The organism is Streptomyces sp. NPDC003016, assembly GCF_053591455.1.
This window is the reverse complement of the sequence record NZ_JBSFTV010000028.1, coordinates 15,605-31,262: the sequence shown is the minus strand read 5'-3', so window position 1 is coordinate 31,262 and position 15,658 is coordinate 15,605. Positions and strand designations below refer to the sequence as shown.

The 15,658-nt window shown below is 66.9% G+C and carries 14 protein-coding genes and 1 tRNA gene; 5 read left to right on the top strand and 10 right to left on the bottom strand.

The window, feature by feature from the left end; all coding sequences use genetic code 11:
* Positions 1 to 12: 12 nt before the first annotated feature.
* The 10 genes from ACWDZ4_RS23385 to dnaA form a co-directional block, all read right to left on the bottom strand.
* The gene (locus ACWDZ4_RS23385) at positions 13 to 147 is read right to left on the bottom strand and encodes a DLW-39 family protein (RefSeq protein ID WP_003958712.1); all 135 of its coding nucleotides are present in this window, start codon (positions 145 to 147) and stop codon (positions 13 to 15) included.
* Positions 148 to 378: 231 nt separating this feature from the next.
* Positions 379 to 452: transfer RNA gene (locus ACWDZ4_RS23380), tRNA-Ile, on the bottom strand.
* Between the two features lie 61 nt (positions 453 to 513).
* Complete coding sequence (locus ACWDZ4_RS23375) at positions 514 to 1,101, bottom strand: DUF3566 domain-containing protein (RefSeq protein ID WP_451510335.1); 588 nt, start codon at positions 1,099 to 1,101, stop codon at positions 514 to 516.
* 93 nt (positions 1,102 to 1,194) lie between these two features.
* Entirely contained in the window at positions 1,195 to 3,864 is a 2,670-nt protein-coding gene (gene gyrA / locus ACWDZ4_RS23370) for a DNA gyrase subunit A (RefSeq protein ID WP_451510334.1), read from the bottom strand.
* 50 nt (positions 3,865 to 3,914) lie between these two features.
* Positions 3,915 to 5,981: a DNA topoisomerase (ATP-hydrolyzing) subunit B gene (gene gyrB, locus ACWDZ4_RS23365; protein ID WP_451510333.1), complete on the bottom strand. Its 2,067-nt coding sequence runs from the start codon at positions 5,979 to 5,981 to the stop codon at positions 3,915 to 3,917.
* A gap of 270 nt (positions 5,982 to 6,251) precedes the next feature.
* The gene (locus ACWDZ4_RS23360) at positions 6,252 to 6,797 is read right to left on the bottom strand and encodes a DUF721 domain-containing protein (protein ID WP_451510332.1); all 546 of its coding nucleotides are present in this window, start codon (positions 6,795 to 6,797) and stop codon (positions 6,252 to 6,254) included.
* Positions 6,794 to 7,924, bottom strand: coding sequence for a DNA replication/repair protein RecF (gene recF, locus ACWDZ4_RS23355; RefSeq protein WP_451510331.1), 1,131 nt, complete (start codon positions 7,922 to 7,924; stop codon positions 6,794 to 6,796). Before recF ends, ACWDZ4_RS23360 begins: the two co-directional genes overlap by 4 nt.
* Positions 7,925 to 7,954: 30 nt before the next feature.
* Positions 7,955 to 8,833 (bottom strand): phosphogluconate dehydrogenase (NAD(+)-dependent, decarboxylating), encoded by an 879-nt coding sequence (gnd, locus tag ACWDZ4_RS23350; protein ID WP_344495924.1) that lies wholly within the window; start codon positions 8,831 to 8,833, stop codon positions 7,955 to 7,957.
* A gap of 67 nt (positions 8,834 to 8,900) precedes the next feature.
* Complete coding sequence (dnaN, locus tag ACWDZ4_RS23345; RefSeq protein WP_344495925.1) at positions 8,901 to 10,031, bottom strand: DNA polymerase III subunit beta; 1,131 nt, start codon at positions 10,029 to 10,031, stop codon at positions 8,901 to 8,903.
* Between the two features lie 829 nt (positions 10,032 to 10,860).
* Positions 10,861 to 12,618 carry a chromosomal replication initiator protein DnaA gene (dnaA, locus tag ACWDZ4_RS23340; protein WP_451510330.1) on the bottom strand — a complete coding sequence of 586 codons (1,758 nt, stop codon included), beginning with the start codon at positions 12,616 to 12,618 and terminating at the stop codon, positions 10,861 to 10,863.
* Between the two features lie 356 nt (positions 12,619 to 12,974).
* Between dnaA and rpmH the strand changes: the two genes are divergently transcribed.
* Genes rpmH through ACWDZ4_RS23315 form a run of 5 tightly spaced genes read left to right on the top strand, consistent with a single transcriptional unit; the run spans position 12,975 to position 15,620 of the window.
* Positions 12,975 to 13,112 (top strand): 50S ribosomal protein L34, encoded by a 138-nt coding sequence (rpmH, locus tag ACWDZ4_RS23335; RefSeq protein WP_019707372.1) that lies wholly within the window; start codon positions 12,975 to 12,977, stop codon positions 13,110 to 13,112.
* An 18-nt stretch (positions 13,113 to 13,130) separates the two neighbouring features.
* A complete protein-coding gene (gene rnpA, locus ACWDZ4_RS23330) occupies positions 13,131 to 13,505 on the top strand; it encodes a ribonuclease P protein component (protein WP_451510329.1) in 375 nt (124 codons plus the stop codon).
* Positions 13,502 to 13,843 (top strand): membrane protein insertion efficiency factor YidD, encoded by a 342-nt coding sequence (yidD, locus tag ACWDZ4_RS23325; RefSeq protein WP_344495928.1) that lies wholly within the window; start codon positions 13,502 to 13,504, stop codon positions 13,841 to 13,843. The genes rnpA and yidD overlap by 4 nt, the downstream gene beginning before the upstream one ends.
* A 3-nt stretch (positions 13,844 to 13,846) precedes the next feature.
* On the top strand, positions 13,847 to 15,088 hold the full coding sequence (yidC, locus tag ACWDZ4_RS23320; protein ID WP_451510328.1) for a membrane protein insertase YidC: 1,242 nt from the start codon (positions 13,847 to 13,849) through the stop codon (positions 15,086 to 15,088).
* A 19-nt stretch (positions 15,089 to 15,107) separates the two neighbouring features.
* Positions 15,108 to 15,620, top strand: a complete 513-nt coding sequence (locus ACWDZ4_RS23315; protein ID WP_344495930.1) for a Jag family protein — start codon at positions 15,108 to 15,110, stop codon at positions 15,618 to 15,620.
* The last annotated feature ends 38 nt before the right edge of the window (positions 15,621 to 15,658 follow it).

The following is a 15,658-nucleotide window of genomic DNA, read 5'->3' as shown; positions in this document are numbered from 1 at the left end:
GACTACTGGGTCTCACACACCCGAACCTGCGGGCACGGAGTCAGTCGCCTCCGTCCACAGATCCTGCTCGGCGCGATCCGCCTGGATCTGGCGGTACACGAGGAGCCCGCCGATGGCGGCCAGTGCGACCAGGAGAAGCTTCTTCACCGCGCGACCTCGTCTTTCCTTGACGTAGGGGACTTCTGGCGCCCGACTATACACACCGACCGATATCGATCGGTGACCTAGTTCCCACCCAACTGAGGCGTGGCACACAGCAGTCGATCCACCCCCGCACCACCCCGACGCGTACACGTCATTACGGAATGGGCGGGTGAAATGCAGAAGGCCCGGCAGATCTTTCGATCTGCCGGGCCTTCGACCTTTTCAGGTCCGCGGTGGGGCTAACAGGATTTGAACCTGTGGCCTCATCCTTATCAGGGATGCGCTCTAACCAACTGAGCTATAGCCCCGCGCTGCCCCTGAAGATTAGCGCACCTCGGGGGCAGTACCAAAATCGGTTCCGCCGGCCGCCTACTCGTCCTCGGCGAGCGTCAGCTCGACGCCGCCGACGAAGCCCGCCGACAGGTTGTAGATGAACGCACCCAGCGTCGCGAGCGCCGTAGCGAGCACCACGTCGATCATCGCGATGACCGACGTGAAGATCAGCACGCGCGGCAGCGAAAGGAAGGACTGCAGGTCGAAGCCGTTGCTCTCATTGGAGCCCGTCGCCTCGCTGATCGTCCCGCCCACCGTGGAGAAGACGCCCATCGCGTCCATGACCATCCACAGCACCGCGGCGGCCACCACCGTGCAGATGCCCAGCGCGATGGAGAGCAGGAAGCTCACCTTCATCACCGACCACGGGTCGGCCTTGGCCACCCGCAGCCTCGCCTTGCGCGTACGCGGCGTCGTACGCGCCCCGGTCCGCGGCAGACGCACCGCGGCGACACCCGGCTGCTGCCCGCCCTGCGCGGCGCCGCCCTCGGGCGACGGATACGCCTGCGGCGGGTGATACGGCTGCGCTGCCTGGCCCTGCCCCTGCGGCTCACGCTCACCGGGCAACGGCCCGCTCGCGCGCCCGTCGTACCCCTGAGGCTGAGGCCCCCGCGTATCGGTCACAGTCCCCCCCTTGGAGTCCGTGGCAGAGCCACGGTCACCGGGTGCCCCAGATTCGGAAGCGGCCGCTCCGGCGCCCGTGGCTCCACTCACGCTTTACTCCTCGTGCTGCCCGGCCGAAGGCGCAGCGCCCTCGGCGGATGAGGGCACAGCGCCCTCGACGGATTCGGCAACCTCGACCGCGACGCCTTCGGCCCCGTCGACATCGGCCGCGTCGACATCGTCCCCTTCGGGACCCTCGACCTCTTCAGCCTCACGACCGGCCTCGGCGTTGCGCGCGATACCGACGACGGCATCGCGCTTGCCCAGGTTGATCAGTTGGACGCCCATGGTGTCACGGCCCGTCTCCCTGACTTCGTTGACTCGCGTACGAATCACACCACCGCCGAGCGTGATGGCGAGGATCTCGTCCGTCTCCTCGACCACCAGCGCGCCGACCAGTGAGCCGCGGTCCTCCACGATCTTGGCGGCCTTGATACCCAGGCCGCCACGACCCTGAACGCGGTACTCGTCGACGGGGGTCCGCTTCGCGTACCCGCCATCGGTGGCAGTGAAGACGAACGTACCGGCCCGCACGACATTCATCGAGAGCAGTTCGTCCCCTTCGCGGAAACTCATCCCCTTCACACCGGAAGTCGCACGCCCCATCGGCCGCAGCGCCTCGTCGGTCGCCGTGAACCGGATCGACTGCGCCTTCTTGCTGACCAGCAGCAGATCGTCCTCGGCCGACACCAGCTCCGCGCCGATCAGCTCGTCGTCACCGCCGTCCGCGGTCTCCCGCAGATTGATCGCGATGACACCGCCCGAACGCGGCGAGTCGTAGTCCTTCAGCGGCGTCTTCTTCACCAGGCCGCCCTTGGTGGCCAGGATCAGATACGGCGCCGCGTCGTAGTCACGGATCGCCAGGATCTGCGCGATCTGCTCGTCCGGCTGGAAAGCGAGCAGGTTCGCGACATGCTGGCCGCGCGCGTCCCGGCCGGCGTCGGGCAGCTCGTACGCCTTCGCCCGGTACACCCGGCCCTTGTTCGTGAAGAACAGCAGCCAGTGGTGCGTCGTCGAAACGAAGAAGTGGTCGACGATGTCGTCTTCCTTCAGCTTCGCACCGCGCACGCCCTTGCCGCCGCGCTTCTGCGACCGGTAGTCGTCCGTCTTCGTACGCTTCACATAGCCGCCACGCGTGATCGTGACGACGATGTCCTCCTCGGCGATCAGGTCCTCGATGGACATGTCACCGTCGAAGGGCACCAGCTTGGAACGCCGGTCGTCACCGAACTTGTCGACGATCGCCGCCAGTTCCTCACTGATGATCTGCCGCTGGCGCTCCGGCGAGGAGAGGATCGCGTTGTACCCGTTGATCTTCGCCTGGAGCTCGTCGTGCTCCGCGACGATCTTCTGACGCTCCAGCGCCGCCAGCCGGCGCAGCTGCATCTCCAGGATCGCGTTCGCCTGGATCTCGTCGATCGACAGCAGGCCCATCAGGCCCTCGCGCGCCACATCCACGGTCTGGCTGCGCCGGATCAGCGCGATGACCTCGTCGATCGCGTCCAGCGCCTTGAGCAGACCGCGCAGGATGTGCGCCCGCTCCTCCGCCTTGCGCAGACGGAAGCGCGTACGCCGGACGATGACCTCGATCTGGTGCGTCACCCAGTGGCGGATGAACGCGTCCAGCGACAGCGTGCGCGGCACGCCGTCGACGAGCGCCAGCATGTTGGCGCCGAAGTTCGTCTGGAGGTCGGTGTGCTTGTACAGGTTGTTCAGGACGACCTTCGCGACCGCGTCCCGCTTCAGCACGATGACCAGGCGCTGACCCGTACGCGACGAGGTCTCGTCACGGACGTCCGCGATGCCGCCGACCTTGCCGTCCTTCACCAGGTCGGCGATCTTCTGCGCCAGGTTGTCCGGGTTGGTCTGGTACGGAAGCTCCGTGACCACCAGGCACTGGCGGTTCTGGATCTCCTCGACCGCCACCACCGCGCGCATCGTGATCGAGCCGCGGCCCGTCCGGTACGCCTCCTCGATGCCCTTGCGGCCCACCACCAGCGCACCGGTCGGGAAGTCGGGGCCCTTGATGCGCTCCATCAGCGCGTCCAGGAGCTCCTCGTGGCCCGCGTCCGGGTTCTCCAGGAACCACTGCGCACCGGCCGCCACCTCCCGCAGGTTGTGCGGCGGGATGTTGGTGGCCATACCGACCGCGATACCCGCCGAACCGTTGATCAGCAGGTTCGGGAAGCGCGCCGGCAGGACCGTCGGCTCCTGGTTGCGGCCGTCGTAGTTGTCCTGGAAGTCGACGGTCTCCTCGTCGATGTCGCGGACCATCTCCATGGCCAGCGGCATCATCTTGCACTCGGTGTACCGCATCGCCGCGGCCGGGTCGTTGCCCGGAGAGCCGAAGTTGCCGTTGGAGTCCACCAGCGGCATGCGCATCGACCAGTGCTGCGCCAGGCGCACCAGGGCGTCGTAGATCGAGGAGTCGCCGTGCGGGTGGTACGTACCCATGACGTCACCGACGACACGGGCGCACTTGTAGAAGCCCTTCTCGGGCCGGTAACCGCCGTCGTACATCGCGTACAGCACACGACGGTGCACGGGCTTGAGACCGTCCCGCACGTCGGGCAGCGCACGCGACACGATGACGGACATCGCGTAGTCGAGGTACGAACGCTGCATCTCCGTCTCGAGCCCCACGGGCTCGACACGCATGCCCACGCCCTCGACGGGCGGCACCTCTTCGGGCGTCACGGGGACAGGGGTGTTCTCATCGGCCATTGCTGGTCAAAGTCCTTTCGAGCTGCGGCTGGTGGGCTTGCACGGCCGACTCAGATGTCGAGGAAGCGGACGTCCTTGGCGTTGCGCTGGATGAACGAGCGCCGCGCCTCGACGTCCTCACCCATCAGCACCGAGAACAGGTCGTCGGCCTGCGCCGCGTCATCCAGGGTCACCTGGCCGAGAACCCGGTGGTCCACGTCCATCGTGGTGATGCGCAGCTCCTCGGCGTTCATCTCGCCGAGACCCTTGAAGCGCTGGATCGAGTCGTCCCGCACCCGCTTGCCGTTCTGCTTGCCGAGTTCGACGAGCGCGTCGCGCTCACGGTCCGAGTACGCGTACTCGAAGTCGTCCCGGCCCCACTTGATCTTGAACAGCGGCGGACGCGACAGGTACACGTGTCCCGCCTCGACCAGCGGCCGCATGAAGCGGAACAGGAACGTCAGCAGCAGCGTGTTGATGTGCTGACCGTCGACGTCGGCGTCCGCCATCAGAATGATCTTGTGATAGCGGAGCTTCTCGATGTCGAAGTCCTCGTGCACACCCGTGCCGAACGCCGAGATCAGCGCCTGCACCTCGGTGTTCTGAAGAATCTTGTCGATCCGCGCCTTCTCGACGTTCAGGATCTTGCCGCGGATCGGCAGGATGGCCTGGTACATCGGGTTACGGCCCGACTTCGCCGAACCACCGGCCGAGTCACCCTCGACGATGAAGATCTCGCAGTTCGCCGGGTCGTTCGACTGGCAGTCACTGAGCTTGCCCGGCAGCGACGCCGACTCCAGCAGACCCTTGCGACGCGTCAGATCGCGCGCCTTGCGGGCCGCGACCCGCGCCGTGGCCGCCTGGATCGCCTTGCGGATGATGTCCGCGGCCTCGTTCGGATTGCGGTCGAACCAGTCGTTGAGGTGCTCGTGCACGACCTTCTGCACGAAGGTCTTCGCCTCCGTGTTGCCCAGCTTGGTCTTCGTCTGGCCCTCGAACTGCGGTTCGCCCAGCTTCACCGAGATGATCGCCGTCAGACCCTCGCGGATGTCCTCACCGGCGAGGTTGTCGTCCTTCTCGCGCAGGAACTTCTTCTCGCGCGCGTAACGGTTCACCAGACCCGTCATCGCCGCACGGAAGCCCTCCTCGTGCGTACCGCCCTCATGCGTGTGGATCGTGTTCGCGAAGGAGTACACACCCTCGGTGTACTGCGAGTTCCACTGCATCGCGATCTCGACCGAGAGCATGCGCTCCTTGTCCTCGGCCTCGACGTCGATGACGGTCGGGTGAATCAGCTCACCCTTGCGCGAATTCAGGTACTTCACGAAGTCGACGATGCCGTCCTCGTAGTGGTACATGACCGAAAGCGCCTGGTCGTCGTCCGTACCGTCGGCCGTGTCCGCCCCGGACACCGCCTTCGCGGACTCCCGCTCGTCGGTGAGCTTCAGCGTCAGGCCCTTGTTGAGGAACGCCATCTCCTGGAAACGCCGCGACAGCGTCTCGAAGGAGTAGTCAGTCGTCTCAAAAATGTCCGGATCGGCCCAGAAAGTGACCGTAGTACCGGTCTCCTCCGTGGCCTCGTTCCGGGCCAGCGGCGCTGTCGGCACACCGAGCTTGTAGTCCTGCGTCCAGCGGTAGCCGTCACGCCTGACCTCGACGGACACCCTCGTCGACAGCGCGTTCACGACAGAGACGCCGACACCGTGCAGACCGCCGGAGACGGCGTAGCCGCCACCGCCGAACTTGCCGCCCGCGTGCAGGACGGTCAGCACGACCTCGACGGCCGGCTTGTTCTCGGACGGCACGATGTCCACCGGGATACCACGGCCGTTGTCGATCACACGCACCCCGCCGTCCGGCAGGATCGTGACATCGATCATGTCCGCATGCCCGGCCAGAGCCTCGTCGACCGAGTTGTCGACGACCTCTTGCACAAGGTGATGAAGACCACGCTCACCGGTCGAGCCGATGTACATACCGGGGCGCTTGCGGACCGCGTCCAGGCCCTCGAGCACGGTAATCGCGCTGGCGTCGTAGGCCGCCGAGACGGCACCCTCGCCGCCCGCGACAGCAGTGGACGGAATGTTCTCGTTGGGGTCGCCGGAATCGGCCACGAAGCGCCCTTTCTGGCACAGCACGAGCCGAAACCGCGACAAACGGGACCGGCTGCGTCGTTCTGTATAAGTCGACGTGTCCCGCACGCGGGCGGGATTCTTTACCAGTCTACCGGTAGCGCAGACACTCATGGGGGTTTGCCGGTACCTGAGTCCCCATGTGCCGACCTGAACCGGCGCCGTCCGACTCCCCATATCCGGGAAGGGGCTCCAAGAGGCTCACGCGGGCATTGAGCGCTTCCAGCTGTCAAGCACCTCCCACCGTGAGCGACACCTCACGCGTACGCCCGCTTCTCAGCCGTAGGTGTCCCCGGGACCCGTACTCCCCGGAGCCCGCAGAGCACCGAAACGACGCGGCGGACCACCCGGCCCCCAGATCTTGATCATCCGCACCGTGTCCCGGCCCAGATCCTTGTTCAGCCGTGTCAGCAACTCCCGCTGCATGAGCCGCAACTGCGTCGCCCACGCCGTCGAATCGCACTGCACCGTGAGAACCCGCTCGTCCTCGTCATAACGCTGCGGCACACAGTGATTCGCCAGATCCCCGCCCATGATCTCCGGCCACCGGCCCATCACCCCGCCGACCGCCATCGGCATCTCCCAGCCGCGCTCCGTCTTCAACCGGTCCAGCGCCGCACCCAACGCCAACGGATCACGACCGTCCGCCCCCGCCCCCGACCGCAACCCACCCCCACGCCTGGCCTGCGTCCTCTGCTGCGCCGCCGCACCCCGGGCCCGCGCCTGCTCCTTCGCCGCCCGCAACGCCACCCGCGCCAGATCCACCCCGGACGGCTCGGGCACCTTCGGCTGCCGCGGAAACTCCCCGCTCGCACCCGTCATACCCGCACCACCTCGCCACCGGCCACCACACACCGCGCGCCCGCCAGCACCCCCGGCACATCGTCGTCCACCGCAGCCGTCACCAGCACCTGCTCACCCGGCGCCACCAGCTCCGCCAGCCGCTCCCGGCGCCGCGCGTCCAGCTCCGCGAAAACATCGTCGAGCACCAGCACCGGCTCATTGCCCTCGGACCGCAACAAGTCGTACGAAGCGAGCCGCAACGACAGCGCGTACGACCAGGACTCACCATGACTCGCATAGCCCTTCGCCGGCAGCTGGCCCAGCTTCAGCACCAGATCGTCCCGGTGCGGACCCACCAGCGTCACACCCCGCTCGATCTCCTGCTTCCGCGCACCCGCCAGCGCCTCGATCAGCTGCCCGTACAGCTCCTCACGCGACCGCGCCGCCCCGGCACCCTCACCGACCGAACTCCGGTACTCCAACAACACCGGCCCCCCGCCCGGCGCCAGCTGCTCGTACGCCTTGTCCGCCAGCGGCTGCAGCGTCGCGATCAGATCCAGCCGCTGCGCCAGCAGCTCCGCGCCGACCTGACCCAGATGCTGGTCCCACACGTCCAGCGTCGACATGTCCATCGAACGCCCGCCGTGCCTGCGCGCCATCGCCGCCGACTTCAAGAGCGTGTTCCGCTGCTTCAGCACCCGCTCGTAGTCCGACCGCACTCCCGCCATCCGCGGCGAGCGCGCCGTGATCAGCTCGTCGAGGAACCGCCGCCGCTCACCCGGATCACCCTTCACCAGGGCCAGATCCTCCGGCGCGAACAGCACCGTCCGTACGATCCCCAGCACATCACGCGGCCTGACCTGCGAAGACCTGTTGATACGCGCACGATTCGCCCGGCCCGGATTCAGCTCGAGCTCCACCAGCTGCTGCCGCTCGCCCTGCGTCACGGCGGCCCGGATGACAGCCCGCTCCGCACCCATCCGCACCAGCGGCGCATCCGAAGACACCCGGTGACTGCCGAGCGTCGCGAGATAACCGACCGCCTCGACCAGGTTCGTCTTGCCCTGCCCGTTCGACCCCACAAAAGCAGTGACGCCCGGATCGAGAGGAACTTCGACCCGGGCGTACGAGCGGAAGTCGGCCAGCGACAGATGCGTGACATGCATGGTGTACGCCGACCTTCTTCCAGCTCTGAACTACTTCTTCGACTCGACCGCGTGACCACCGAACTGGTTGCGCAGGGCAGCGATCATCTTCATCTGCGGGGAGTCGTCCTGACGCGACGCGAACCGCGCGAACAGCGAAGCGGTGATCGCCGGCAGCGGCACGGCGTTGTCGATCGCGGCCTCGACGGTCCAGCGGCCCTCACCCGAGTCCGCCGCGAACCCGCGGAGCTTCTCCAGGTGCTCGTCGTCGTCCAGGGCGTTGACCGCCAGGTCCAGCAGCCAGGAACGGATGACCGTGCCCTCCTGCCAGGACCGGAAGACCTCGCGCACGTCCGTGACGGAGTCGACCTTCTCCAGCAGCTCCCAGCCCTCGGCGTACGCCTGCATCATGGCGTACTCGATGCCGTTGTGAACCATCTTCGCGAAGTGGCCGGCGCCGACCTTGCCCGCGTGCACCGAACCGAAGTCGCCCTCGGGCTTCAGCGCGTCGAAGATCGGCTGCACCTTCGCCACGTTCTCGGCGTCGCCGCCGTACATCAGCGCGTAACCGTTCTCCAGGCCCCAGACACCACCGGAGACGCCGCAGTCGACGAACCCGATGCCCTTGAGACCCAGCTCCGCCGCATGCTTCTCGTCGTCCGTCCAGCGCGAGTTCCCGCCGTCCACGACCACGTCGCCGGGCTCCAGCAGCTCGGCCAGCTCGTCCACGGTGGACTGGGTCGCGGCGCCGGCCGGAACCATCACCCACACGACCCGCGGACCCTTGAGCTTGGCCACAAGCTCCTCGAGGCTGTGCACATCGGCGACGTCCGGATTGCGGTCGTAACCGATGACGGTGTGGCCTGCGCGGCGGATGCGCTCCCGCATGTTGCCGCCCATTTTGCCGAGGCCGACGAGACCGAGCTCCATCAGAGATTCCTTAAGCGTCGTGGCGATTCTTACCCGGGAACGAGCCTACGCCCGGCCCGCGAAGACCTCAGCCCGAGAGCCGCACCGGCATGATCAGGTACTTGTACGCCTCGTTCGCCTCGGCATCCACCGCGGGCCGGCCACTGAGCAGCGCCGGCTTGGTGGACGTCGTGAAGGAGAGCTGGGCGACCGGCGAATCGATCGCGCTCAGGCCGTCCAGCAGGAAGGTCGGGTTGAAGGCGATCGAGATGTCGTCGCCGTCGAGGTTCGCGTCGACCCTCTCCACAGCCTGTGCGTCGTCGCTCGATCCCGCTTCGAGGATCAGCACGCCCTGCTCGAAGCTGAGCCGCACCGGGGTGTTCCGCTCGGCGACCAGCGCCACACGCTTGACGGCCTCGACGAACGGGGCGGTCTCGATGACGGCGATCGAGTTGAACTCGGTCGGGAAGAGCGTCCGGTACTTCGGCAGGTCGCCTTCGAGCAGCCGCGTCGTCGTCCGGCGGCCCGCACCCTCGAAACCGATCAGGCCCTCACCGGCACCCGAGCTGGAGAGCGCGATGGTCACCGTGTCACCACTGGTCAGCGACTTGGCGGTGTCCAGCAGGGTCTTGGCGGGCACCAGGGCGACGGCGGACGCCTCGGGGTCCTCCGGCTTCCACAGGAACTCGCGGACCGCGAAGCGGTAGCGGTCGGTGGAGGCCAGCGTGACCGTGTCGCCCTCGATCTCGATGCGCACGCCGGTGAGGACGGGCAGCGTGTCGTCGCGGCCGGCGGCGATGGCCACCTGGGCTGCGGCGGAGGCGAAGACCTCACCGGGAACGGTGCCGGTCGCGGTCGGCATCTGCGGCAGTGCCGGGTACTCCTCCACAGGCAGTGTGTGGAGTGTGAACCGTGAGGAGCCGCAGACCACGGTCGCCCGTACACCGTCTGTGGAAATCTCCACCGGCCGGTTCGGCAGGGCGCGGCAGATGTCGGCGAGGAGCCGGCCGGAGACGAGAACGGTGCCGTCCTCCTCCACGTCCGCCTCGACCGAGACCCGCGCCGAGACCTCGTAGTCGAAGCCGGAGAGGCTCAGCGCGCCTTCCTCCGCCTTCAGAAGAAGGCCCGCGAGAACGGGCACCGGCGGACGGGCCGGGAGGCTGCGAGCCGTCCAGGCCACCGCCTCCGCGAGTACATCGCGCTCAACCCGGATCTTCACCGGAACCGCCTCCTGCTTGTTGCTGGCTCGCCCTGCTGGCCGTCGTCGTCTGGGGTCGTCTGGCTGTGTTGCCGGGAACCAGTCTGACGCACGGCACCGACAGTCGGTGCGGCTCGGGGTCAAGTCGTGGCGAGAGGCGTTGCAGGCTCCGGACCCGAGTTGTGCACAGGCCCTTCTTCCAAGCGATTTCCGAGCTAACTCTAAGTGGGAGTAGTAGTAGGGCCTGTGGAAACGGTGGATAACCCTGTTTCCACAGGTCAGGCCCGCTTTTTTGTCCACCGGCCCTGTGGGCGGACCCGGTGGAAAACCAAGGGGTTCTGTGGACACGCGAAAGTTCTGCACACCCCATGCACAGGCGGGGGTCACTTCTCCCCAGTGCTGTCCCCAGCTTTACCCACGTTCCCCACAGCCCAACCCGGCTCCTTGGTGTGACCGCTTTCACTCGACACGGTGAGAGCGTGCGTTTCGTTGCCGAACAGTGGACAGCGATGTGGATTAGCTGTGCACAACATGGTCCTGCCTGTGGGTTGCCGGTGGACAACCAAGAGTGGCCCCTGTGGACAGTTTCTCTGTCCACAGCCTGTGGATGAAGGTTGGCCACAAATCCACAACCACCTGACCTGGGGTGATGAACCTCCAGCGGCCGCGCCTGTGGACCCGATCTGGACAACTCGGGAGTCCCCAGGGTGTGGACAGGGCATCCCGCTCTCTTCTGTGGAGAACCGAGCCGGGTGGCTACGCGTTCGAACACCGCGGAGTCGCGGAACCCCGAAGGGCGCCCCGGGAGTACGTCCCTGGGCGCCCTTCGGGCGGTGTTCCCGGTGCCGGGTCAGCCGTTCTTGATGCGGTTCGTGAGCTCGGTGACCTGGTTGTAGATGGAGCGTCGTTCCGCCATCAGCGCGCGGATCTTGCGGTCGGCGTGCATCACGGTCGTATGGTCGCGGCCGCCGAACTGTGCGCCGATCTTGGGCAGTGAGAGGTCCGTCAGCTCACGGCACAGGTACATCGCGATCTGCCGGGCCGTCACCAGCACGCGGCTGCGGGACGACCCGCAGAGGTCCTCCACGGTCAGCCCGAAGTAGTCCGCGGTGGACGCCATGATGGCGCCCGCCGTGATCTCGGGAGACGCGTCCTCGCCGCCGGGGATCAGGTCCTTGAGCACGATCTCGGTGAGGCCGAGGTCCACGGGCTGCCGGTTGAGCGATGCGAAGGCCGTCACACGGATCAGCGCGCCCTCCAGCTCGCGGATGTTGCGCGAGATGCGGGACGCGATGAACTCCAGGACCTCGGGCGGCGCGTTGAGCTGCTCCTGCACCGCCTTCTTGCGGAGGATCGCGATGCGCGTCTCCAGCTCGGGCGGCTGTACGTCGGTGGTCAGGCCCCATTCGAAGCGGTTGCGCAACCGGTCCTCCAGGGTCACCAGCTGCTTGGGCGGCCGGTCCGAGGACAGCACGATCTGCTTGTTGGCGTTGTGGAGCGTGTTGAAGGTGTGGAAGAACTCCTCCTGTGTCGACTCCTTGCTCGCGAGGAACTGGATGTCGTCGACGAGCAGGATGTCCACGTCGCGGTAGCGCTTGCGGAAGGCGTCGCCCTTGCCGTCGCGGATGGAGTTGATGAACTCGTTGGTGAACTCCTCGGAGCTCACGTAGCGCACGCGCGTGCCGGGGTAGAGGCTCCGCGCGTAGTGCCCGATCGCGTGCAGCAGGTGCGTCTTGCCGAGTCCTGACTCTCCGTAGATGAAGAGCGGGTTGTACGCCTTCGCCGGCGCCTCGGCGACGGCCACGGCGGCCGCGTGCGCGAAGCGGTTGGACGAGCCGATGACGAAGGTGTCGAAGAGGTACTTCGGGTTGAGGCGGGCGTGCGGTTCGCCGGGGCCCGGCGTCGAGGGCTGCGCGGCCAGGGGCCCGGGGGCGCCGCTGCCGGCGGACATCATCGAGGAGCCGGGGCCGCCGCGGTGCGGGGCGGTCTGGTCCTGGTGGTCGCGGCGTTCGGGGCGCTCTGCACGCTCGTGACGCTCGTGACGCGGGGACTGGTCGTAGTGCGGCTGCTCGTACTGCTGGTGCTCGGGCGGCTGCTGCCGGTAGTCGTGCTGGGGGGGGCGCGAGGCGTACGGGTCGCGTTCCTGGAATCCGCCGAGCCGGGGCTGCTGCCAGCCGTGGTCCTCCTGCGGGCGGGGCCAGGAGCCCTGCTCGTGGCGGGGCTGCCGGTAGTCGGGATAGGCGGGCCTGGCGGTCGGCAGGTCGTCGGCCTGGGGCCGGTGACCGTAGCTGTCGTACGACTCGTGCGGGGGCTGCTGCTGGGGGGCGGGCTCCCCCGCGGAGTCGTCGACGGTGATCGCGATCCGGATCGGACGGCCGCACTCGCGGCTCAGGGTCTCGCTGATGAGGGGGGCGAGCCGGCCTTCGAGGACGCGCTTGCCCCATTCATTGGGGACGGCGAGCAGTGCGGTGTCGGCGACCAGCGCGAGCGGCTGGCAGCGTTCGATCCACTGCTTGTCCTTGGGTTCGATGCCCTGCTGGCCCTCTTGGAGAAGGTGCTCCAGCACTCGCGGCCACACTGCGGCAAGATCGGCAGGTACGTCAGCCACAGGGCACGCTCTCTCACAGGTCCCACGAATGTGTGGTTCTAGGGACGGGATGGAAGGACAGGCAGGAAAGGAATCCAAGTTCAGTCACGGTAGTCGCGGCGCCTCACGCGGTTCAAGTTGTTGTCCACAGGCTGTGCACAGTCGCCCGGCAACAAGGTGTCGGTTTGACCGGATGGCGTAGCCGCGCGTACCGTGACCAGGTCGAGTTGTCGATGGCTGCTGCCGCCTGCCTCCGATGGGCAAAGATCACGGTCCGTGATCGTGAAGCGGTGCACACGGGCGTTGCGAGCTTCCTCGTGGGCGCACGGTGACAGCCAGGCGATGCCCCGCCACCACACCACTTCTGGAGCCCCCGAGTGAGCAAGCGCACCTTCCAGCCGAACAACCGTCGTCGCGCCAAGACCCACGGTTTCCGTCTTCGCATGCGGACGCGTGCCGGTCGCGCCATCCTGGCGACTCGCCGTGCCAAGGGCCGCACGCGCCTTTCCGCCTGATCACCTACAGGTCATGACGTGCTGCCTACCGAGAATCGGCTGAGGCGGCGCGAGGACTTCGCGACCGCGGTACGCCGAGGACGCCGGGCCGGACGCCCGCTCCTCGTCGTCCACCTACGCAGTAGCGGTGCAACGGACCCGCACGCGCCTGGGGAGAGCGTTCCCCAGCCGCGTGCGGGTTTCGTCGTCAGCAAAGCCGTGGGCAATGCTGTGGTGCGCAACGTGGTGAAGCGGAGGCTTCGCCACCTTGTCCGGGACCGTCTGTCGGAGCTGCCCCCCGGTAGCCTGGTTGTCGTACGGGCATTGCCCGGAGCAGGCGATGCCGACCATGCACAGCTGGCCCGAGACCTGGATGCCGCGCTTCAGCGGCTGCTGGGAGGGGGCGCGCGATGAAGTACCCGCTGCTGGCTCTGATCAAGCTGTACCAGTGGACGATCAGTCCGTTGCTCGGGCCTGTCTGCCGGTACTACCCGTCGTGCTCCCACTACGGGTTCACGGCCATCGACCGGCACGGCGCGGTCAAGGGCACGGCCCTGACTGCCTGGCGCATCCTGCGGTGCAACCCGTGGTCGCCGGGCGGTGTGGACCATGTCCCGCCGCGCAGACGTCCGCGTTGGCACGAAGCGCTGCGCAATGCGTGGAGCGGCAACCGCGGCAGCAAGGGCGGGCAGCACTCCGCCGCTGAGATCAACCCGGCCGCAGAGACCTCGCCCAATGCTCAAGGAGCCTGATTAGTGGACACGATTGCCAGTCTCTTCAGCTTTATCACCACCCCAGTTTCCTGGGTCATCGTCCAGTTCCACACGATGTACGGGGCCCTCTTCGGACCGGACACGGGCTGGGCCTGGGGTCTGTCCATCGTGTCCCTGGTGGTGCTGATCCGGATCTGTCTGATCCCGCTGTTCGTCAAGCAGATCAAGTCGACGCGTGGCATGCAGGCGCTCCAGCCTGAGATGAAGAAGATCCAGGAGCGCTACAAGAACGACAAGCAGCGTCAGTCCGAAGAGATGATGAAGCTGTACAAGGAGACGGGTACCAACCCGTTGTCCTCGTGCCTTCCCATCCTGGCGCAGTCGCCGTTCTTCTTCGCCCTGTACCACGTGCTCTCCAGCATCGCCTCGGGCAAGACCGTCGGCGTCATCAATGACTCGCTGCTGGCGAGCGCGCGTGAGGCGCACATCTTCGGCGCTCCGCTGGCCGCGAAGTTCACGGACAGCGCGGCGGACATGGTGAAGTTCGACGCCTCTCTGCTCGATGTCCGCGTCATCACCGCGATCATGATCGTCCTGATGTCGGCGTCGCAGTTCTACACGCAGCGCCAGCTGATGACGAAGAACGTCGACCTGACGGTGAAGACGCCGTTCATGCAGCAGCAGAAGATGCTGATGTACATCTTCCCGGTCATGTTCGCCGTCATGGGCATCAACTTCCCCGTCGGTGTCCTCGTCTACTGGCTGACCACCAACGTGTGGACCATGGGCCAGCAGATGTACGTGATCCACGGCAACCCGACTCCGGGCAGCAAGGCGCAGGCCCAGCTGCTGGAGCGGATGCAGAAGTCGATCGTCAAGCACGGCAAGGTGCGCAGCCGGCGCGAGCGCAACGTGATCAAGCAGATCGCAGCCAAGGGCCGTGAGCGCAATGAGGCCGAGCGCAAGTTCGTCAAGGGTCTCGGCATGGCGCGCCTGACCGTGCAGCCTGACGGCACCGTGGCGAAGGGCGAACCCGAGGTCGAGACCGAGGGCGGCGCTACGGTCGACTCCGGCCCGAAGCGGCAGCAGCCCAAGCGTCTGACCAAGGCGCAGCGTCAGTCCGGTACCGAGCCTGTGGCGACGAAGACCTCGCTGCAGAAGGAAGGACCGGAGCAGGCCGACAAGCCCAAGACGGCCGGCAAGCCTGCTTCCGGTTCCGCACGCCAAGCCAAGTCCGGGCAGCGCAAGGGCCAGCAGCGGCCCAAGCACCCGTCCAAGAAGTAATTAATAAGGAGTCCATCCCGTGACGGAAGGCACCACCTCCGTGGCCGCTGAGGGTGTCGACACCCTGACCCGCCTCGAGCAGGAAGGGGAGATCGCGGCCGACTACCTTGAGGGTCTGCTCGACATCACCGACCTCGACGGTGACATCGACATGGATGTCGAGGCCGATCGGGCTTCGGTCTCGATCATCAGTGACGCCGGTAGCCGTGATCTTCAGAAGCTCGTGGGTCGCGACGGTGAGGTGCTGGAGGCGCTTCAGGAGCTGACGCGTCTTGCCGTGCACCGTGAGACCGGGGACCGCAGCCGGTTGATGCTGGACATCGCGGGCTTCCGGGCCAAGAAGCGCGAAGAGCTCGCAGAGCTCGGCGCCAAGGCCGCGAATGATGTGAAGAGCACGGGCGAGCCGGTGAAGCTGGACCCGATGACGCCCTTCGAGCGCAAGGTCGTGCACGACGCGATCGCAGCGGCGGGTCTGCGCAGTGAGTCCGAGGGCGAGGAGCCGCAGCGCTTCGTCGTTGTGCTCCCGGCCTGACCGGTCCATCGCCTGTCGGCCCCGTCTGTTCGCAGGCG